Consider the following 19301-nt stretch of genomic DNA (forward strand, 5'->3'; position numbering starts at 1 on the left):
CTGGGCGGCGCTATCCGGCAGGCGGCGCTGCGGTCGTCTTGCGGAGCACGCCTATCTTGTCGATGCGGTGCTCGGGATTGCCCTGGGCATCGCTCCAGAAGTTGCCTTCGGCGTGATCTTCCGGGGTGGCGCAGGTCGAGATCGTGATCATGGCCTGGGTCGGGGCCACGCCAGGCTTTCCGGGGACCGCAGCGCGCTGCTCGCTCAGCGAGCGTTCTGACCGGAAGGACGTCTTGCGGCTCGCGATGATCTCGTACGTGTACACCACGTCGCCCACGGCCACGAGCACCGAGTCGCCCTCCGCCACGGCGGGCAGGTCACGCAGCGGGCCGCCCGCCGACAGCCGGTGCGCGGTGACCAGGTAATTGCCCGCCTGGCCGGGCCCGACTCCGCCACGCTTCCCGTACGGGCTGGCCGCCACACCCCTGTCCTGAATACGGGTGCCGGGCGCATCGTCGGTGGTGCCCTCGTACGGCATCACGCGCAGCCCGGTTATGCCCACCGAGGGTATGGACAGGACGGAGGCCTCGGTCGGCACGGAGGTAACCGGTGGCTCGGGCGGTCGCGCGGCGATGGCGGCCGGGGCCGAAGCGGGTGCTGCTGCCATCGTCGGCGGTGCGGGAGCCGCCGCGCCGGCCGCAGCCCGAGTGGTGCTGCATGCCGTCAACAGGACGACCATGGCGCCAGCCGCCACGGCGGATGCGGCTCGGGACGGGAAATGCAGGGGCATGGGCGTTTCCGTACTGGTCGGCGGGGTCGTCGGGGCAGGGGACCCGGTTTGCCCGCCAGAGTGACATACGGAGCAAGAGGTTCATATGGGCTGGAGCTGTGACCTTCGCCCTCCGGAGGACGGGGCGCGGTACGGACGGGGCAGGACGTGGTGACGTGCAGGACGTCCCGGGCTTCTCGGAGGCCCCTCCGGGAAGCCCGCAGAGTCCCTCGGGACCGTCCGCGTCGGCCTCCGCCAGGTACGAGTGCACGGTGTCCTGCACGACGTCCCAGAAGAACACGTGCGGGAGCAGTCGTTCTCGTTGCAGACGTGGCTCTCGTAGGCGACCTCGAACCCGAGCACTTGAGCAGCCAGCTCCTCCACGAGCCGTACGCCGGCAGCAGCCTTCTCGGCAGTTCCGTCCGCCTCGTGCATTTCTGCTCAGCGCATGCCGGCGCCGTAGGTGTCGGTGTGCTGCCAGCTGTGGAGATCGCTGATGGGGGCGGCCAGATTTGGATGAGGTGGTGTTCGACGGGGGTGTCGTCGGGGATGGTGAGGGCCTGCTGGCCGCTGTCGCGGCCTCGGGCGTGGACGCGGATTCTGGATGGCCGGCTGGTGTAGGCGGCGAGGGACGGCAGCGGGTCGCTGTCGTTGCCGTCGGTGATCCAGGCGTCGGTGCCGGGCAGGAGGAGGCTTGCTTCGACGATGCCCTGCCACGTGTGCAGGTCAGGTGGCCCGGGATCGTCTGCCCGCAGCTCAAGGTGTACGTCGACGGGGCCTGTTTCGGTGCCGGTCGTGATGACGGCGAAGGTTCCGGGTGCGGTGATTCCCAACCCGGGCGAGAGAGGGGCGATGAGCCCGTTGAAGCCGGTGTAGGTGAACCCGGCGGTGTCGAAGTCGTCGGCGCGCAGGTAGTACTGGTTGGCGCTCGCCCACATCGTGCCGGCCGCGACGGTGACGTCCGTCCCGGGCAGGTTGTTGCCGGTCACGGGACGTCCACCCAGAACGTGTCTCCGTCCAGGACGCGCTGGCCCTGGTAGAAGGCGGACAGGAACCCGCCCTGCTGATTCTGCTCCGATGCTGGCACCCACGCCCAGCCCCAGTCCCGGCGCTCCGATTTCGATGCACCCTGGTTCGTCCGCGCGAAGGGGTACTCGTCGCAGGATTTGCCCGCCGGACGGGGCCGGGTCGGTGGGCCGGCGGCGTTGCGGTTCGCGCGATCCAGCGTGGTGCTCGTCGACCGGGTCAGCGCGCTGCCGCGGCGACGGTCGCCGTAGTGGTGGGGGCCGCCGTCCTGGACGTGGCGGATGTTGGCGGCGATCTGGGGCAGCCACGCCATCGTGGTCAGGACGGGAACCGTCGCGAGGAACACGCAGCCCGTGCTCTTGCCGATTTCCTGGTCGCATCGGCAATCCGGCGACTTCCAGGCGGACACTGCCGAAGGGAACCCGGTCTTGGTCGCCGTCAACGTGTATGCGGTGGGGGTGGTATTCCTCTTCGTGGTGCTGTCGGTGTAGGCGATCGTGCCGCCCATCCGCCGACTTGCGCGGGTCGCCGACATCACGTGGACGGCGACGGTGCACGTACCGCCGTAGGAAGCCTTCAACGACAGGACGGCTCCGGAAGCTTCTCCGGAGATATTCTTCACCTCGAGCGTGAACGTCTCGGTGAACTCCTGACGGTTGGCCTTGAGGGCGTACGACTGGGTGACTTCCAGCACGGCGCTTGTCCCCGGTACACGAACACGGTGGATTCCTCCTGCACGCATGCGTTGAACCGGTCGGCCCGATTCGGCCCGGACGCATACCGGCGCCGCACCGACCTGCTGAGTCACCGAGGAAGAGCCTCCGGGCTGTCGAGGACCTCAGTGTTCGCCCAGGGGCGAGGCCTGGGCTAGGGGCAAGGACACGCCCACCACAAGACTGCACAGGATCCCGGCTGGACGGCGCACGCATGCCCCCAAGGCTTGGAGAAGCGGACCCGGCCGCTCAACTCCCCTCCCTCTTACAACACCTCACCTTGCGATTTCCGGTGCAACTCCGACCACTCATCCGGACGAGCGCCTTTGGCGCCGGCAATGAACCTGTAGGGGTACGTGCCGGGGGGTCTTCGCGGGGTATGTGCGGTAGGCAGGGGGTCGTATTGGTCTTTTCACTAGGCTGTGGAGTGGTTATGGCACATCAGATGCGGCTGTCTGTCAATGGGGTGACGGATGGTCTGCTGATCGCCGGTCTCACGGGCTGCAATCCGGGGGTGGCTTCTGGCGATGACGCCAAGCCGCCCGCGCCCGCGGGGAAGGCGAAGGGGCAGGGGCCGCCGGGTGTGCCGGCGCTGGCGGGGTTGTCGACGGCCGCGGCGGCCCGCGGGCAGCTTGCCGGGTTGAAGGTCGCAGACCAGCTGGCGATGACGGGCTACAGCAGGGCCAAGTTCATGCACGGGGCCGGACAGGGCGACGCCTGCGACACCCGCGAGATCGTGCTGGAGCGGGCTGGTGAAGCCGTGACGCGCGACGGCGAGTGCAAGGCGGTCTCGGGTACCTGGATCTCGGTCTACGACGGGATCACCGTCACCGAGTCGGGGAAGCTCGACATCGACCACATGGCGCCGCTCGCCAACGCCTGGCCCTCGGGCGCCGGCGCGTGGACGGCCGAGCGGTGTAAGGAGTCCGCGAACGACCTGCCCCGCCCCCGGCTCCTGGCGGCGTCCGCGGCGACGAACCGGTCCAAGGGCGACCAGGGCCCGGGCGAGTGGCAGCCGCCGACGAAGGCGTACTCACGTACGTACGCGACGGCGTGGACGAACCTGAAGGCCACCTATCAGCTGCCCGTGACCGAGGCGGAGAAGGCGAAGCTGACCGAGATGCTGGAGACGTGCCCCTCATGACCACCCAACAGCAGAACGACGGCCCCCGCCAGGACGGTAGCGAGGCCGGGGCGGTTCCGCTGACCGCCCACGTGAAGGCAGGGCCCGGCGGAGCGATGACGGACGAGGTCGGTGTCATCACCGGCGACGTAAGCGTGACCACCGCGGCCGGCCCGGACGGCACCGCGCAGGTCCGGATCCAGTACACGGGCGCGGAGGAGTTCTACACCCTCACCGGCAGCCCGGCCCGGATCCCACCCGGCGGCCTCGCAGCCTTCCACGAACGCGTCGTAGACGCCGTCAAGGCCGGCGGCGCCGCCGAAGTCCCCCACCCCTAACCTCTGCTCGCCCGCCGCCTCCGTGGCCGGCCGCCACCGCGAGCATCTGCCCGCGGACCCCCGAGGATGCCGACGGCCCCGCACTCGTCCACTGCCCGTACGGTGTCGACGTGCTCGTGCTGTGGGCCGCGCAACCACGCCCCTCTTCGATGTGTGAGCTGTTCGTGGATTCGGGCCCGGGTGCTGGCTGCGGCATCGTCGTAGGCCGGTGCCGTCGGCCGGTTCTGTGGGACAGGCGGCTGTCCGCCGACGGACCGAGCTCCGCGCCCTTTACGTCGGCCGGCCGGTGGTGCATGCGTCGGGCGCCGGCCTCTTCGAGAGCGTCGAGGTCACCCCGGTTGGGGTGGAACTCCAGGAGCCTGCCGTTCGCGAGGCGCCCGTCACCGCGCCCGTCGCCGCGCGCGGCTCCGCTAGGTGACAGAATGAGGCAATGCGTGTACTCATCGTGACGGCGGGTAGTTGGGGAGACGTCGCGCCCTACACCGGACTCGGAGTGCGGCTGCGCGCCGCGGGTCACGAGGTGGCAGTGGCCACCCACGAGCGCTTCCAGGATGCGGTAAGGGCCTGCGGGTTGGGATTCCGGTCCCTGCCCTTCGATCCCAGACAGGAGCTCGCTTCTGCTGCCGGTCAGGACCTGGCCCGGTCGATGAGTCCGGCGGTGGCGATGGCGCGGTTGATGCGGATGGCGCGGGCCTTCATGCCCCGGCTGGCCGCCGGTGTCGCCGACGCCGTACGGCAGGGCACCGACGTGGTGCTGACCTCGACCATCACCGACCCCATCTGCTCGACGCTCGGAGAGGCGCTGCGGCTGCCGGTCATCGGTGTGTACCTCCAGCCGACCCAGCCCACGACGGCCTTTCCCCCGCTGATCACCCGCGCCCGCTCGATGGGCCCCTTCGGTAACCGGCTCGCCGCCCACGCACTGTGGGCCGGTACCGAACCGATCTTCGCCCCCGCGGTCAGCAAGCTGCGACGCGAACTGCGCCTTCCGCGCCAGCGGTTCGGCGGGCCGCTGGGCCTGCAGCGTGGGCGTACCGTCCTGCACGGCTTCAGCCCGCGGATCGTCCCCCGCCCTACGGACTGGCCCGAGGGCCATCAGATCTGCGGCTACTGGTGGCCCGAGACCGGGCCCGGCTGGCAACCTGATCCCCGCCTGCTCGACTTCCTCGCCGCGGGCCCGCCCCCGGTCTTCGCCGGCTTCGGCAGCTTCGTTGCCGCGGACGCCGAACGGCTGAGTACCCTCCTTGCCCAAGCCTTCCGCCGAGCGCGAGTACGCGGCATCATCCAGTCCGGCTGGAGCGGCCTTCAGGGTGAGGGCGACGACCTGATCACCATCCAAGAAGTCCCGCACGCCTGGCTGTTCCCCAAGACCGCCGCCGTCATCCACCACGCCGGCGCCGGAACCACAGCGGCCGGCCTCCGCGCCGGAATCCCCGCCGTCGCCGTCCCCGTCCAGCTCGACCAGCATTTCTGGGCCGCCCGCCTCCACACCCTGAAAGTGGCCCCATTCCCACTGCGTTACCAGCGCCTGACGGCGCAACGGCTGTCCGAAGCCATCGTCACCGCCACACGAAACCCTGCCCTGGGTACCCGCTCCCGCCAGATCGCCACGGCCCTCGCCCTCGAGGACGGCGCACGAGACGTGCTCACCGCACTGGAACGCCTCCCATGATGCTGGGACTCATGTGAGATCGGGCGTGACCAGCGCTACCGCGCGTCGGTACACCTCGGTGAGAGACGGGTCGGCTGCGCAGCTATGCCGAGAGGATCAACTGCGGACCGCGCATCACTCCTGGGCGGAGGCGGTCAACTCCATCATCGCCTGTGCGTAGGTTGCGCCGTCAATCTCCTCGTCGTGGTACTGGCGCATCAGCTCGTCGATCTTGGCCTGTAGCTCTGCACGGTCCATCGTCATCTCCCAACATGTCAGTGCCGCAAGGTGGGGACAGTAGCGCGCCACGTACCGCACGGACGGCGCATTCCTCAGATCGAGGGCACCTTGCCCTTCCACTTTCGAGCTGGTCGCGCGCCAGCGAGGCCGGTGTGGAAGGGAGGTTGGGGGCAGCTCACTCGGCCGGGTGGCCGGTTTCACCGCATCCGTGACGAGTGCGCGATCGTCGACTTCAGGAACGGGATCCCGACGGCGGGTGGCCTCGTGCGAGGGGCTCCCCGTCACAGCGGACGCGGCGCCCTCCCGCGCGGGTGGAATCGACTGACGTACCGCACTCGAGCGGGTGGCACGCGTCTTCGGCCGGGCAGCGGACCGCCCGGCCGAAGGCAGTGCGACTGCCGGTTCAGCAACCGGTGCTGTTGAAGCTCCAGAAAGCCGCCCTGGTGGCCGGACCGGCCTCACCGTCGAGCGCGAGGCCGTAGCCGAAGTTGTTCAGGTAGCCCTGCAGCGCCTTGATGGTCTGCGGGCCGACGGAGCCGTCGACCGTTCCGGCGTTGTAGCCCCTGTAGTTGAGGAAGCGCTGCGCCGCCTTCCAGCTGCCGGTGCCGAGCTCGCCGTCGATGGCGCCGGGGCTGAAGCCGCGGTCGCGCAGCCAGCACTGCCAGTTCTTCGCCCGGGCCGTGTTGAGGCCGAGGTTGTTCACCGCAAGGACGGAGACGTCCTGGGCGGTCGCCGTACGCTCAGCGGCGGGGCGTGCGGCGGCGAAGCCGGCACTCGCACCCGCCAGGCTTCCGCCGGCCAGGCCGATCACTGCCGCTGAGCTGACGAGAGCCCTCGCTAGAGCACGGTTCATCGTTCCCTCTTTCCCGATCGGTGGGCAGGGTCCGACGCGACGCCTCAGGTGCCGGTCGCGTCGGACCAAGAGTTGCGGGCAACGGGCGACCCGGCTTGTACGAATGCGACCTGCCACCGGAGATGTGCTTTCCCGGCCAAATTCCAGGCCACGGACGGGAGAAGGCGATTTCCGTGGTCTAGGGTCGCTGCCGTTGTCCGCGGCGACCGACGGGGAAACGTATTCATGGATGACTTACGCGCGCGTCCGGCCGCGCCTGATCTGTGCGACCGAGTCCTCGGCTACCGCCCGTTCCGCTTCGATGAACGGGCGCGGGCGGGGCCGCCCCACGAGGCGGGGGCAGTGGCGCGGAACCGGCATCTCATTGTTCCCGACGGCGTCGTGAAGGTGACGCTGGGCACCGGCGCCCCCGTGTCCGTACGAGACGCCTGCGCCCCGGGCCGTTCCCTGTCCGGACTCTCGCTGGCGGCAGGGGTGCGGACCACGTCCGTGATCGGTGAACGCACCGGCCCCGCCGAAGGCGTGAGCGTGCTGCTCACCCCGCTCGGTGCCTACCGGCTGTTCGGTGTGCCCATGTCCGAGTGGTCCGATTGGCCGGTGGCGCCCGAGGACCTGTGTCGCGAGCCCTGGACGGGCCTGTCGGACCGCCTCGCCGAAGTTCCGGATGTGGACGGGCGCTGCGCCCTCCTGGACCGCGTTCTGCGTGATGCACTCGCCTCCGGCCCGGCCGCCAGCCCGGAGGTGGCCTGGGCCTGGGAGCGTATAAAAGGCACGGCCGGCCGGATCCGCATCGAGGTGCTCGCGGCCCGGACCGGCTGGAGCAGACGCCACCTGGAGCGCCGTTTCCGCTGCGAGATCGGGGTGAGCCCGAAGGCTGTGGCGCAGGTGATGCGGCTGCAGGAGGCGCTGCGGCTGAAAGGTTCCGGCGCAGACTGGGCCGGTGCCGCGATGCACGCCGGGTACCACGACCAGCCCCACTTCGACCGGGTGTTCAAGTCGATGACGGGCTGCACACCGACCGCGTTCATCGCCCACCGCACCGCGGCGTCCGTGCGCGATGTGCTGGACTTCGTGCCAGGAGTGGTGACGAGCGCGATCCTGTCCGTACCGCCGACGGGTGCCGCTCCCGCGCCCCCGAGCTCACGGCCAAGGGGCGGCGCAGCGGCCGGCCGCTGAAAGGAGGCCGGGCAAATTTGTGCATACCCGCCAGTAAGCGGGCGGGCTGCTTGCGGGTTTGATAGTTGTGGCCTGAGCTGGTGGACCGATTGTGCCGTCGGGATAGGGGGTGAGGGCCGTGCGCGAGGCTGCCCGTCCGCGGGTTGTTGTCTGCCCGTACTGCAAGGCCACGGACCGGGACGGCGAGGCGAGGACGCTGTTCGCTGTCGGCGGTGTGCTGTCGGTGACCTGGCACGTCCGCGGATGTCCGCACTTGGCCGCCGACCGGATCCTCGCCGCGTCGCCCGGCCGATAACCGGCTGTCGAAGCGACTGCGCCTTCAGCCGGATCACGCCGCCGGCTCCCAGCCGTACCCGCGGGCCCGGCGGAACAGCCGCTTGGCCGAGGGCTGGGCCGACTGTGGCCATGCGCCCAAGGCCGGTCCGGCTGCGTTTTCGCATGGATCTCCTTCTGGTGAGCAGAAGCGATGGAGCGACCCGCATTCCCCCTTGAAGGGCAAAGACGATGGCAGACGACACGCAGACGGGGAGTGTCTCCCCGGACGGCATTTCCTCAGGTGAGCAGATCATCGCCGCGCTGGACAGGCTTCCCACACCCGTGGTGGTGGCCCTGAAGCAGTTGATGGTCTCGTTCGGTTTCCCGCCGTCGGGCACCGTTAACGAGATGCCTCCCGGTGTCGCCCCCGCGCTGACCGCGGTCGCGGACGCGTTCTGCGGAAGTACCGCGGGCGGACGGGGGGCGGTTCCGCCGGGTGGGGGAACTCCGGCCTTCCCGAGTACGCCCCCGCTTCCTCCGCCCCCTCCCGGTGTGATCACCGGCTAGACGCAGCGGAGGGATCTGACACGTTCGCTGCGCCCCCAATCCCTTTGATCCCCCTGTGAGGTCGGCCGGAGAAGGTGGCGGCCCGCCCGGGCCGACGTGCGAAGGAAGACCAGCCCGGCGTACGCGGACGCGACGGCCACGCCGCAAAGGAGCAGGGGCCCGTGGTGGCATCGGTGGAGACAAGGAGCCATTCGGTCGTGATGAGCCCGCGCTGTTGGCCAGGGCGGGGGCGTGGGCGGGCTGCCGCCCGCCGCGCGGTCGCTTCCAGGGCTGTCGATGTCGCCGACCTCGATGTTCTGCTGGACATCCTCGGCTTGCGGCCCGAGGACGACTCTCCGGACGAAGGCGGGCGGGAAAGGGGATGGGCCGGTTGCCGGGGACACGCCTGCGCAACTGTCCCCGGTCGGGTGGTGTCGCTGTCGTGCGCTGGGGCAGGCGCGATGCGCAGGGGAGAGATACTCCTGCCCGTCGATCGACGGCGGGGATCCGAGTACTGGAAGGACTTCTTCGATGTCGCAGGTGAAGGAATCGATCGAGGTTGATGTGCCGGTGACGACGGCCTACAACCAGTGGACGCAGTTCGAGTCGTTTCCGCAGTTCATGGATGGTGTGCAGCGGATCGAGCAGCGTACGGACACGCTCACGCACTGGGTGACGAAGGTCGCCGGGGTGGAGCGGGAGTTCGACGCGGAGATCACGGAGCAGATCCCGGACACCAAGGTGGCGTGGGTGACCGTGGGCGGTGAGGCCGAGCAGTCGGGGCTGGTGACGTTCCGGCCGATCGACCCGGCGCACACGGAGGTGACGCTGATGATGGACTTCGATCCCGAGGGGATGGCGGAGAACATCGGCGACAAGCTCGGCTTCGTGGACCGGCAGGTCAAGGGAGACCTGAAGCGGTTCAAGCACTTCATCGAGGACCGCGGAACCGCGACCGGATCCTGGCGCGGATCGGTCTGAGCAGCCACCAGCCCCCGCTGGGAAAGCGCACGGCGGGGGCCACGGGCGGCCGCCCGCTCCGGCGCGTCTACGTAGACGGGCACCGTCCGCGCCGGCACCGGCCCCCTGGCAGGCTCTCTGCCAGGGGGCCGGGCCGGTCTGCGTGGAGGGCGGCTGCCGTACGCGATGGGCCGTGCCGTGTGCTGACGGCGTTATGGGTGGGGCAGGGGGCGGTGTCGAGTTCGGCGTGGTCGCGTGCGCGTTGCGCGCGGCCTTGGAAGAGTCGGCGGAAGTCGGCGAGGGCGTAGCGTTCCCCGTCGCCTGCTCCGGGGTGCCGGCGACGGTGGCCATGACTCGATGGGGCTGTGGCTGCCAGCCGTCGATGAGGGTACGCAGCCCCAGGCATTCGGCGCGCCGGTGGAGGTCCAGGACGTGCAGGAGCCCGTCGGTGTCCATGGCCGGCACTTGGGGCATGTCGATCATCAGAACGCGATCGTTGTGTTCGACGGAGTCCAGGGCTCGCTGGAGAACGGTGCCCGCGTTCTGGCCGAGGCTCCCGGTGATGCCGGGGAGGACCGAGGTGCCGTGGTACTGGACGTCGATGGCGATCAAGCGGGAGGTTCCTTCCCGTCAGCTGCAGGCGCTGGCGCCCCCAGGGCCACCATCCTGGCGGCATTGCCCCGCCCGGGTGACGGCGAGGATGGACAGGCCGCCGCCGAGCCGGCCCTCGCGACCGCCGTCCCCGCCGGCGGGTCCCCGCGAGGTGCCGTCGGCGGCGGGTGCGGTGACCAGCCGGAGGTCAGGAACCTCCCGTGTGGTCCTCTCGTGCTCGCTCGGCGTTGAACTGTGCTCCCGTGAGCAGGGCCAGGTTCGCGAACCAGAGCCAGATGACGAAGACCACGATGCCGGCCAGCGATCCGTAGACCCGGCCGTACGTGTCCAGCTCCGTGTACAGCGTGAAGAGCGCCGAGGCGGCCAGCCAGAGCAGGGCCGCCAGTACGCCGCCGGGCAGGCCCCGGCGGCTGCCCCGGCTCTGGGCCGGTCCGGTGCGGAAGAGCATCAGCACCAGCAGGGTGGCGACGGACAGGAGCAGGGGCCAGCGCAGGATTGCGATCCCCTCGGCGCCCGCCCCGCCGGTGGTGTGCGCGAGCCAGCGGGCCAGCGGCCCGGACACCACCAGCCCCACGGCGCCGACGAAGAGCAGTACGAGCAGCAGCACGGCATTGATGATCAGTGTGTGGGCGGCTCGGAGCGGAGGCCGCGTGTCCGGTACCTGGTGCATCGCGTGCAGGGCCCGGCGGAACACCGCGAGGTAACTGCACGCCGACCACAAGGCGCTCACTCCGCCGCTGATCATCAGGGCCCAGATCGAAGAGTGCTCGGCGGCGAGTCCGTCGAGCGCGTCGCGCAGCACCTGCGCGGACTGGGGCGGTGCGTACGAGGTGAGGTCGGTGACCAACCGGTCCCTCGTCGCCCCGCCCAGCAACCCCACCAGGGACACCGCGATGACGAGGGCGGGTAGGAGCGCCAGTACGGCGTAATAGGTGAGGGCGGCCGCGTGATCGGCGACGTTGTCGGACCAGACGCGGACGGCGGTGCGCCGCAGCTCTCCGCGGGTGCGCATCGCGAGGGCGACCGTCGGAGGGTGTCCACGCCATGCTTGCCTGCGGGGGATGCCGGTCATGCCCCGCAGGTGCCCCACCGGGGCCCGTCGCATGCGTCCGCGGGTCGCCGTGGTCGTGTCACTGCCGAAGCCGAAGCCGAAGCCGAAGCCGAAGCCAATGCCAAAGCCGAAGCCGAAAGCCAGGGCGAGCGGGCGCAAGGAGATCCCCGCGACATGTGACTCGTGAGTACTGCACATCCGGCAGTGACAGCGGTGACTGTCGGCGCCATCGCCGGACGTGACACCTTCGGGTCAGCAACCGACCGAGGGAGCAGGTGTGAACAAGGGGTACGCCGCCTACTGCGACGCAGACCGCTGGTTCTACGACGCGCCGTACCGGCGCGCCGGAGAGAACTACCGGGCCGCCCTCACCCCCGTCCCGGCCGGATGGCGCTCCCACCGGAGCGGCGACTGGCTGGCACTGCGCCCCGTGGACGCCGAACTGCCCGCCCAGGGCTGGAAGATCCACGTCTCGGCCACCCTCGGCAACGCCGAGTCGCTGCTGGCGACGGTGTACGAGTACTGCACCGCCCGGCGCATCGCCTTCAAGTTCGTCCCCAGCCAGTACCTGTTGCACCTGCGCAACGCCAAGTACGCCGACCGCGCGGCGAGCGGCAAGTTCATCACCGTGTACCCGGCCGACGAGGAGCAGTGCCGCCGGATCGCGCAGGACCTCGACGCCGCGCTCGAGGGCGCGGCCGGCCCTTACATCCTGAGCGACCTGCGGTGGGGCGCCGGACCGGTCCACGTCCGCTACGGGAGCTTCACGCTGCGGCACTGCTACGACGAGCACGGCGAACTGGTCCCGGCCATCGAGACGCCCGAGGGGCAGCTCGTGCCGGACCGCCGGGGGCCGGTCTTCCAGCCGCCGGAGTGGCTGCGGATTCCCGACTTCCTGAAGCCGCACCTCGCGGCGCGCTCCGCGGTCACCCTGACCGGGATCCCGTTCACGGTGGAGCGGGCGCTGCACTTCTCCAACGGCGGCGGAGTCTACGTCGGCAAGGACACCCGCACCGGCGAGTCCGTCGTCCTCAAGGAGGCCCGGCCCCACGCGGGCCTCGCCGCCGACGGGGCCGACGCCGTGACCCGGCTCCACCGCGAACGGACCGCGCTGGAAAGGCTGGCGGGCCTCGACTGCGTACCCGAGGTCCGCGGCAGCTTCACCCTCGGCGACCACCACTTCCTGGTGCTGGAGCACCTCGCGGGTCAACCGCTCAACACCTACTTCGCCCGCCGCCACCCGCTGATCGAGGCCGAACCCGACGCCGCCGAGCTCGCCGCGTACACCGAGTGGGCCCTCGCGATCCACCGGCGCGTGACGGAAGCCGTCGACGCCGTGCACGCCCGAGGAGTGGTCTTCAACGACCTCCACCTCTTCAACATCATGGTCGCGGAGGACGAGGCCGGCGAACCCACCGTCTCCCTCCTGGACTTCGAAGCCGCCGCACACGTCGACGAGGGGCTGCGCCAGACCGTGGCGAACCCCGCCTTCGTCGCCCCGGCCGAACGGCGCGGATTCTCCGTCGACCGCTACGCCCTCGCCTGCCTGCGGCTCGCCCTGTTCCTCCCGCTGACCAGCCTCCTCGTGCTCGACCGGACCAAGGCCGCCCACCTGGCCGCCGTCATCGCCGAACAGTTCCCCGTACCGAGGCAGTTCCTCGACGAGGCCGTCGAGGAGATCCTGGCCGGAGCACCGCACGGTGCACCGGACAACGCACCGGCCGGGCGCCCGCCCGCACCGGCCGGACCGTACCTGACCGTCGAGCCGGGGGAGTGGCCCGCCGCCCGCACGTCGATGGGCGCGGCGCTGCGCGCCAGCGCCACCCCGGACCGCGAGGACCGCCTCGTACCGGGCGACATCGCCCAGTTCGCGACCGCCGGCGGAGGCATCGGCTTCGGCCACGGCATCGCGGGCGTGCTCCACGCCCTCGCCGAGACCGGAGCCGAGCCCTGGCCCGAGGCCGAGGAGTGGCTGCTCGAACGGACCGCGAAAACCGCGTCCGGCACCCCTCTCGGCTTCTACGACGGCCTCGCCGGCACGGCCTGGACGCTGCACCGGCTCGGACACCGGGGCCGCGCCCTCGACCTCGTCGACCAACTCCTGCACCAGCCCTGGCAGAGTGCGGGACCCGACCTGTACGGCGGACTCGCCGGCATCGGCCTGGCCCTGGACGCGCTCGCCACCGCCACCGGCGAGGGCGAACTGCACACCGCGGCCCTGCGCTGCGCCGAACTGATCACCGAGCAGCGCCCCGCCCGCGCGGGCCTGCTGTACGGCAACGCCGGCCCCGCCCTGCTCCTCGTGCGGCTGTACGAGCGCACCGGCGACAAGGACATGCTGCTCCAGGCCTCCCAGGCGCTCCACCGCGACCTCGACCGCTGCGTCACCAGCGCCTTCGGTACCCTCCAGGTGAACGAGGGCTGGCGCACGATGCCGTACCTCGGCGAAGGCAGCGTCGGCATCGGCATGGTGCTCGACGACTGGCTGGAACACGGCCCGGACGAGCGCTTCGAACAGGCCCGGCTCGAGATCGTACGGGCCGCCCAGGCGACCTTCTACGCCCAGCCCGGGCTGATGCGCGGCGCCGCCGGAATGATCCTCCACCTGGCCCGGACCACCACCCCGGGTCCCGGTACCGACACCGGAGCCGTCGCCCGCCAGATCGACGCGCTGGCCCGGCACGCGGTGCCGTACCAGGGACACCTGGCCTTCCCCGGCGAGCAGATGATGCGCCTGTCCATGGACCTCTCCACGGGCACGGCCGGCGCACTCCTCGCCCTCGGCAGCGCCGCGCCCGGCGGGCGCGCCCACCTGCCGTTCCTCCCGCCGCTGCGCGAACGCGCGGCGGCCCCAGAGCCGGTCCCGTCCGGGACCGTGACCCATCGCACCACTCAAGAGAAGAAGAGGAATCTGACATGACGCTTCTTGACCTGCAGTCGATGGAGACCCCGAAGGAAGAGTCCGCGGAGGTCGGCATGACCGGCGGCGGAAGCCGGGCCAGCCTGCTGCTCTGCGGCGACAGCAGCCTGAGCATCACGACCTGTAACTGACCAGGTCACTTCGGGCCCGGGCGGTTCGCCGCCCGGGCCCGCACCACACCCCTGGAGGCATCCGCCGATGAAAGCCCCCGACCCGGAGGCCGACACCGCGCAGGCGCGGGCCGTCGCACGCGCCGCCGACAGGGCGCTCGTGGCGGCGGCCCGGCACAGTGGTGGGCGCACCGCCGCCGTGCTGGGATGTACGGTGGCGGCCGCCGCGGCGGCGCTCGCCGAACCGGCGGTCCTCGGCCACACCCTCGACCTGCTGCTCCGCCGGGATCCCTCCGGCCAGGTCTGGATCCTGCTGTGCGCCGCCGTCATCGCGGCCGAAGTGGTCCTGGACGCCGTCGCCGCACGGTTGTCCGGAGACGTGGACGGCCGCTCCACCGCCCGACTGCGCCGGTTCGGGCTCGCCCGGCTCCTGCGGACGGCCCCGCACCACGCGGCCCGCCACGCACCCGGCGAAACCGCCGCCCGGCTGACCGCGAACGCGGTTGAGGCCGGGAAGGTGCCCGCCGCCGTCGCCCACGCCGTCGCCGCCCTGCTGCCGCCGCTCGGCGCGGTGGCCGCGCTCCTCCTCATCGACCTGTGGACCGCGCTCGCCTTCCTCGCGGGTGTTCCGCTGCTGCTGCTCCTGCTGCGGGCCTTCGCCCGCGACACCCGCACGAGCGTCGCCCGCTACCAACACGTGCAGCTCGCGACGGCGGGCCGGCTCGTCGAGGCGCTCGCCGGGGCCCGTACGATCGCCGCCGCCGGCACCGCGGATCGCGAACGCGACCGGATCCTGGCCCAGTTGCCCGAACTCGGTACCGAGGGCCGACGCATGTGGCAGGTCTACGGCGGTACTACGGCCCGCTCGGCCGCCCTCATGCCGATGCTCCTCTACGCGGTGCTAGCCGTGGGCGGCATCCGCCTGTCGGCCGGAGCCCTGGGCGTCGGCGAACTCCTCGCCGCGTCCCGGTACGCGGGCCTCGCCGCCGGAGTCGGCGCCGTGACCGGCGGGCTCGCGGCCGTCGTCCGCGGCCGGGCCGGAGCCCGGCGGGCCGCCGTGCTGTTCTCCCTGCCCGAACTCGACCACGGCCGGGCCGATTTGCCGGACGGCGGCCCCGGCACGCTGGAACTGCGCGGCGTCCGGGTCGTGCGCGGCGGATCGACGGTCCTGCACGACATCGACCTGGTCGTCCCCGGCGGAGCCACGGTGGCGGTGGTGGGCCGGTCGGGGTCCGGCAAGTCGCTGCTCGCCGCCGTGGCCGGCCGGCTCACCGATCCCGACGCGGGCCAGGTCCTGTTGGACGGCGTGCCCTTGCGGGAGGTGACCGCCGAGGCGCTGCGCCGCGAGGTCGGGTACGCCTTCGACCGACCGGTGCTGCTCGGCGACACGGTCGGGGACGCGATCGGCTTCGGCTCGGGTCCGGACCCCGGCCACGAAGCTGTCCGCGCCGCGGCCGGTGCGGCGGGAGCCGAGGCGTTCGTGACCCGCCTCCCGCAGGGATACGGCACGCGTCTCGCCGACGCCCCGCTGTCCGGCGGCGAGCTCCAACGCCTAGGGCTGGCACGGGCCTTCTGCCGTGCGGGCCGGCTCCTCGTGCTGGACGACGCCACCTCGAGCCTCGACACCATCACCGCCCGCGAGGTCGAGCGGGCCCTCGCCCACGAAGTGCGGCCGGGCACCCGCATCGTGGTCGCGCACCGCCTCTCTTCCGCCGTCGGCGCCGACCTCGTCGTATGGCTCGAGGACGGACGGGTGCGGGCGACCGGCAGCCACGACGAGCTGTGGAGGCACGACCCCGCCTACCGCGCGGTGTTCACCGAAGGGGCCCCGGAAGCGGCCGAGCGGCGGGCACCCCCGGAGAAGGAAGGGGCGGCGCGGTGACCGAGGGCGAGACCTGGCGGCGGGTGGCCCCCGAGGGGCGCCGTTTCCTACGGGGCCGCAAGGGCACCGTAGGACGACTGGCGGCGTGGTCGCTCCTGGAGTCCGCGCACACGTTCCTCGGCGGCTACGGGGTGGCCCGCGCACTCGACGACGGCTTCCTCGCCGGCCACGCCGCCGTCGGCCTCGCCTGGCTGGCCGCGGCCGGAGCCGGCGCCCTGCTCGGCGGATTCGCGCTGCGCGGTGTCTTCGCCGAACTCGCTGACCTCGTCGAGCCGTTGCGGGACGGCCTGGTCACGCGGGCGGTGCGGCAGGCGCTGGACCGTGCCGTCGGCGACCCGGCCCGCGCAGCCGACACCGGATCCGTGTCCCGGCTGACCCAGCAGACCGAGATGGCCCGTGACTCCTTCGCCGGACTGGTCCTCACCGCACGCTCCTTCGTCTTCACCGCCGTGGGCGCCTTCGCCGGCATGGCGGCCCTGGCCCCCGTCCTGCTGTTGATCGTGCTGCCGCCGCTGCTGCTCGGAGCGGCCGCCTTCCTGGCCACGCTCCGCCCCATGGCGTCCGTACAACGCCGCTCCCTGGACACCGACGAGGCGCTGTCGGACCGCGTGGGAACGGTGGCGGAGGGGCTTCGCGACATCGTCGCCTGCGGCGGGCAGACGGCGGCCGAAGCCCGGGTTGAGCCCCTCATCGCGACCCAGGAAGCGCTGACGCGCCGCCTCGCACACTGGTCGGCCCTGCGCACGCTGGCCCTGGGCACGGCGGGCCGGCTGCCGGTGGTCGCGCTGCTCGTCGCCACACCCTGGCTCCTCGCGCGCGGGATCACCGCCGGCACGCTGGCCGGCGCCCTCACCTACCTGGTGCAGGCCCTGTTGCCCGCCCTCAACACGCTCATGGCGGCCGTGGGTACGGCCGGAACCCGCCTGCTGGTGGTCCTCGAACGCTTCTGCGATCCGGCGCCGTCGGGCGTGGACGGCAGCGGCAAGAAAGCGCCGCGGGAACACGGGCGCGCCACCCCGTCAAAACGGGATGCCGCCGTGTCCACGGCTGCGGCCGAACTCCGCGGCGTCACCTTCGCCTACGGACCGGGCGCGGCGCCCGTGCTCGACGCCCTCGACCTGGTGGTGCGGCCCGGCGAGCACCTCGCCGTCGTCGGACCGAGCGGCATCGGGAAGTCCACGCTCACCGCCCTGCTTGCCGGGATGCTGTCACCCGGCGCGGGAACGGTCCTCGTCGCGGGCGAGTCCGCCCGGCGGGAACCAGGAGCCGGGGGCCCGGACCCGCGGCGCACCCTGCTGCCGCAGCAGGCGTACGTGTTCACCGGCACCGTGCGCGAGAACCTCACCCACCTGGCCGCGACCCCGGACGGCCACCTGCCCGGGGACGCACAGGTACGGCGCGCCGTCACCCGCCTGGGGCTGGACGCACTGGTGGAGCGCCTGGGCGGCCTGGACGGCGAAGTGTCCCCCCGGCTGCTGTCGCGGGGCGAAAGCCAGCACCTCGCGCTCGCCGCCGCCTACCTCTCCCCGGCGCCGCTGCTCCTCCTCGACGAGGCCACCTGCCACCTGGACCCGCGCACCGAGGAGCGCGCCGAACGAGTCCTCGCGGACCGCCCCGGCACCCTCGTCGTCGTGGCCCACCGCATCTCGTCCGCGGCCCGCGCCGACCGGGTCCTCGTCCTCGACGGAACGCGCGCCGTGTCCGGCACGCACGAGGAACTCCCCGCCAGATCGCCCCTGTACCGGGACCTCGTGGGCATGTGGAGTCGCGCCGCGGACGCGTGACGGAGCAGCGCACCCGCCCGCGGCGGCCGCGGATCCGGTCAGACCCAGCCCTCCCGCCGGGATATCCGGATCGCGTCGATGAGGTTGCGCGCGCCCGTCTTGCGCGTCGCCGCGGCCATGTAGTTGCGCACCGTGCCCGTGGCCAGATGCAGCGTGCCGGCGATCTCGGCTATGGAATCACCTTCTGCGGCCCGCGCCAGCACACTGATCTCCCGCCGGCTCAGCGGTGCGGGGTCAGCCTCCATGAAGGCGGAGGCCAACGAGGCGTCGATGAACTTCCCTCCCGCGGCGACCTGGCTGACCGCCCGGACGAGCCGTCCGGGCGAACCGCCCTTGTCGACGTACCCGCGGGCCTCGGCTCCGAAAGCCCGGTGCAACGTACCGCGCGCCCCCGCCGAAGCGAGCATCAGGACTTGCGAGGTGGAGGTGAAGACCTGGCGGTCCGCGTCCACGCCACAGCCCAGCGCGGCCGCGGTCCCCGGACAGTCGGCGTCGACGACGGTCACGTCTGGTCGTAAGGACTCTGCCCGGCGCATGCCGGTCCGCCAGCCCGACGACGTGACTTCGAAGTGCCCCTCCGATCTGAGCAGGGCGGCGAGTGCGGACCTGACCAAGCTGACGCTGTGCAGGACGAGGACCGTCGTCATCGTGTGCTCTCCTCGGTAGACGAACGAACGACACCACGCGGGTGCCCCCGTAGGGGACGATGGAACGTCACTGCGGGGGCGCGCAGGGGCGTACGGACAACCTTGGCCGAGACGCCCACTGAACTCCGCTTCCGTTCGGCGGGTTACCCCCTTGAAGAACGGCCGCACCACGGCCGCACACGGGACGCAGCAGGATCCTGCTGCCCAGAAAACACGCGCCATGGCCGGTGGCGGGAGCTGATGCACGACCAGGTCCGAGAGCTCCAGCCCCTGCTTGGGGTGCTGGTCGAGCGCGTTGACGCCGAGTTCGCGAAGGGGGCAGCTCCCGGCAGCCGCAGCGGCAGCCGGGCGCGGTGAGACCTTCGAGCACGACGGCACCCAGGTCAGCCGGCCTCGGTCGGCGTGGGCCTCTTCTTCGGGAGGGGCCGAGCTGCCGGTTGCGCTGTTCCGGGGTGGCTGGGCCGACGTGGACTTCATCGCCGGCCTCGACGCTGCGGATTCCCTCCCGGCCTCGGGCATCGCCTCAGCGTCGGACTTCGAGGCCCGGATGAATCAGTGGGTCACCCGTGTCTTCGGCGTCTGCGACGGTGCTCAATGAGTGCTGGTCGGCCTCAGTTCGACTGACCGGCTGTTGTGCGGCGCGTGCTCGGGTGGTGCAGAGCACAAGGTCCCGAAGCAAACACCCAGGCGTTTCCGGAACTCGGT

At 71.6% G+C, this 19301-nt stretch carries 16 protein-coding genes; 10 read left to right on the forward strand and 6 right to left on the reverse strand.

From position 1 onward, the window contains the following. Nucleotides 1-10 precede the first annotated feature (10 nt). Together AC6CKD_RS34040 and AC6CKD_RS34045 are read right to left on the reverse strand one after the other, a co-directional pair. Nucleotides 11-730, reverse strand: coding sequence for a class E sortase (locus tag AC6CKD_RS34040; protein WP_498332675.1), 720 nt, complete (start codon nt 728-730; stop codon nt 11-13). A 964-nt stretch (nt 731-1694) separates the two neighbouring features. Beyond that, nucleotides 1695-2429 (reverse strand): NucA/NucB deoxyribonuclease domain-containing protein, encoded by a 735-nt coding sequence (locus tag AC6CKD_RS34045; RefSeq protein ID WP_498332676.1) that lies wholly within the window; start codon nt 2427-2429, stop codon nt 1695-1697. Between the two features lie 533 nt (nt 2430-2962). Here AC6CKD_RS34045 and AC6CKD_RS34050 point away from each other — a divergent pair. The 3 genes from AC6CKD_RS34050 to AC6CKD_RS34060 all read left to right on the forward strand — a co-directional run bounded on the left by AC6CKD_RS34050 (nt 2963) and on the right by AC6CKD_RS34060 (nt 5581). Next, on the forward strand, nt 2963-3592 hold the full coding sequence (locus AC6CKD_RS34050) for a GmrSD restriction endonuclease domain-containing protein (protein ID WP_498332677.1): 630 nt from the start codon (nt 2963-2965) through the stop codon (nt 3590-3592). Continuing rightward, nucleotides 3589-3909 carry a hypothetical protein gene (locus tag AC6CKD_RS34055; protein WP_498332678.1) on the forward strand — a complete coding sequence of 107 codons (321 nt, stop codon included), beginning with the start codon at nt 3589-3591 and terminating at the stop codon, nt 3907-3909. The genes AC6CKD_RS34050 and AC6CKD_RS34055 overlap by 4 nt, the downstream gene beginning before the upstream one ends. A 430-nt stretch (nt 3910-4339) precedes the next feature. Next, nucleotides 4340-5581: a glycosyltransferase gene (locus AC6CKD_RS34060; protein WP_498332679.1), complete on the forward strand. Its 1242-nt coding sequence runs from the start codon at nt 4340-4342 to the stop codon at nt 5579-5581. Nucleotides 5582-5695: 114 nt separating this feature from the next. On the opposite strand, the gene AC6CKD_RS34065 is transcribed toward AC6CKD_RS34060, so the two are convergent. Together AC6CKD_RS34065 and AC6CKD_RS34070 are read right to left on the reverse strand one after the other, a co-directional pair. Next, a complete protein-coding gene (locus AC6CKD_RS34065) occupies nt 5696-5818 on the reverse strand; it encodes a hypothetical protein (RefSeq protein ID WP_329390236.1) in 123 nt (40 codons plus the stop codon). Between the two features lie 385 nt (nt 5819-6203). Then, the gene (locus AC6CKD_RS34070; protein ID WP_498332680.1) at nt 6204-6653 is read right to left on the reverse strand and encodes a peptidoglycan-binding domain-containing protein; all 450 of its coding nucleotides are present in this window, start codon (nt 6651-6653) and stop codon (nt 6204-6206) included. 381 nt (nt 6654-7034) lie between these two features. On the opposite strand from AC6CKD_RS34070, the gene AC6CKD_RS34075 reads away from it, so the two are divergent. Beyond that, nucleotides 7035-7829, forward strand: a complete 795-nt coding sequence (locus AC6CKD_RS34075; protein WP_498332681.1) for a helix-turn-helix domain-containing protein — start codon at nt 7035-7037, stop codon at nt 7827-7829. A 1332-nt stretch (nt 7830-9161) separates the two neighbouring features. Continuing rightward, nucleotides 9162-9611: an SRPBCC family protein gene (locus tag AC6CKD_RS34080; protein WP_498332682.1), complete on the forward strand. Its 450-nt coding sequence runs from the start codon at nt 9162-9164 to the stop codon at nt 9609-9611. A 778-nt stretch (nt 9612-10389) separates the two neighbouring features. On the opposite strand, the gene AC6CKD_RS34085 is transcribed toward AC6CKD_RS34080, so the two are convergent. Continuing rightward, entirely contained in the window at nt 10390-11214 is an 825-nt protein-coding gene (locus AC6CKD_RS34085; RefSeq protein WP_498332683.1) for a YihY/virulence factor BrkB family protein, read from the reverse strand. A 316-nt stretch (nt 11215-11530) separates the two neighbouring features. On the opposite strand from AC6CKD_RS34085, the gene lanKC reads away from it, so the two are divergent. The 4 genes from lanKC to AC6CKD_RS34105 all read left to right on the forward strand — a co-directional run bounded on the left by lanKC (nt 11531) and on the right by AC6CKD_RS34105 (nt 17949). Next, nucleotides 11531-14173: a class III lanthionine synthetase LanKC gene (gene lanKC / locus AC6CKD_RS34090; protein WP_498332685.1), complete on the forward strand. Its 2643-nt coding sequence runs from the start codon at nt 11531-11533 to the stop codon at nt 14171-14173. Beyond that, a complete protein-coding gene (locus tag AC6CKD_RS34095; RefSeq protein ID WP_498332687.1) occupies nt 14170-14304 on the forward strand; it encodes a SapB/AmfS family lanthipeptide in 135 nt (44 codons plus the stop codon). Before lanKC ends, AC6CKD_RS34095 begins: the two co-directional genes overlap by 4 nt. A gap of 67 nt (nt 14305-14371) precedes the next feature. Next, on the forward strand, nt 14372-16165 hold the full coding sequence (locus AC6CKD_RS34100; protein WP_498332689.1) for an ABC transporter ATP-binding protein: 1794 nt from the start codon (nt 14372-14374) through the stop codon (nt 16163-16165). Continuing rightward, nucleotides 16162-17949, forward strand: a complete 1788-nt coding sequence (locus AC6CKD_RS34105) for an ATP-binding cassette domain-containing protein (protein WP_498332691.1) — start codon at nt 16162-16164, stop codon at nt 17947-17949. The genes AC6CKD_RS34100 and AC6CKD_RS34105 overlap by 4 nt, the downstream gene beginning before the upstream one ends. A gap of 38 nt (nt 17950-17987) precedes the next feature. Here AC6CKD_RS34105 and AC6CKD_RS34110 read toward each other — a convergent pair whose 3' ends face one another. Beyond that, a complete protein-coding gene (locus tag AC6CKD_RS34110; protein WP_498332693.1) occupies nt 17988-18596 on the reverse strand; it encodes a response regulator transcription factor in 609 nt (202 codons plus the stop codon). 466 nt (nt 18597-19062) lie between these two features. On the opposite strand from AC6CKD_RS34110, the gene AC6CKD_RS34115 reads away from it, so the two are divergent. Beyond that, nucleotides 19063-19194, forward strand: coding sequence for a hypothetical protein (locus AC6CKD_RS34115; RefSeq protein WP_498332695.1), 132 nt, complete (start codon nt 19063-19065; stop codon nt 19192-19194). Nucleotides 19195-19301 lie beyond the last annotated feature (107 nt).

Source organism: Streptomyces sp. GQ60, from assembly GCF_059758875.1.

What these genes read in the sequence shown, in the direction of transcription:
- AC6CKD_RS34040 (WP_498332675.1), bottom strand. Translation starts at nt 730, where the DNA reads ATGCCCCTGCATTTCCCGTCCCGAGCCGCATCCGCCGTGGCGGCTGGC.
- AC6CKD_RS34055 (WP_498332678.1), top strand. Translation starts at nt 3,589, where the DNA reads ATGACCACCCAACAGCAGAACGACGGCCCCCGCCAGGACGGTAGCGAG.
- AC6CKD_RS34085 (WP_498332683.1), bottom strand. Translation starts at nt 11,214, where the DNA reads ATGCGCACCCGCGGAGAGCTGCGGCGCACCGCCGTCCGCGTCTGGTCC.
- AC6CKD_RS34095 (WP_498332687.1), top strand. Translation starts at nt 14,170, where the DNA reads ATGACGCTTCTTGACCTGCAGTCGATGGAGACCCCGAAGGAAGAGTCC.
- AC6CKD_RS34060 (WP_498332679.1), top strand. Translation starts at nt 4,340, where the DNA reads ATGCGTGTACTCATCGTGACGGCGGGTAGTTGGGGAGACGTCGCGCCC.
- AC6CKD_RS34080 (WP_498332682.1), top strand. Translation starts at nt 9,162, where the DNA reads ATGTCGCAGGTGAAGGAATCGATCGAGGTTGATGTGCCGGTGACGACG.
- AC6CKD_RS34065 (WP_329390236.1), bottom strand. Translation starts at nt 5,818, where the DNA reads ATGGACCGTGCAGAGCTACAGGCCAAGATCGACGAGCTGATGCGCCAG.
- AC6CKD_RS34100 (WP_498332689.1), top strand. Translation starts at nt 14,372, where the DNA reads ATGAAAGCCCCCGACCCGGAGGCCGACACCGCGCAGGCGCGGGCCGTC.
- AC6CKD_RS34070 (WP_498332680.1), bottom strand. Translation starts at nt 6,653, where the DNA reads ATGAACCGTGCTCTAGCGAGGGCTCTCGTCAGCTCAGCGGCAGTGATC.
- AC6CKD_RS34110 (WP_498332693.1), bottom strand. Translation starts at nt 18,596, where the DNA reads ATGACGACGGTCCTCGTCCTGCACAGCGTCAGCTTGGTCAGGTCCGCA.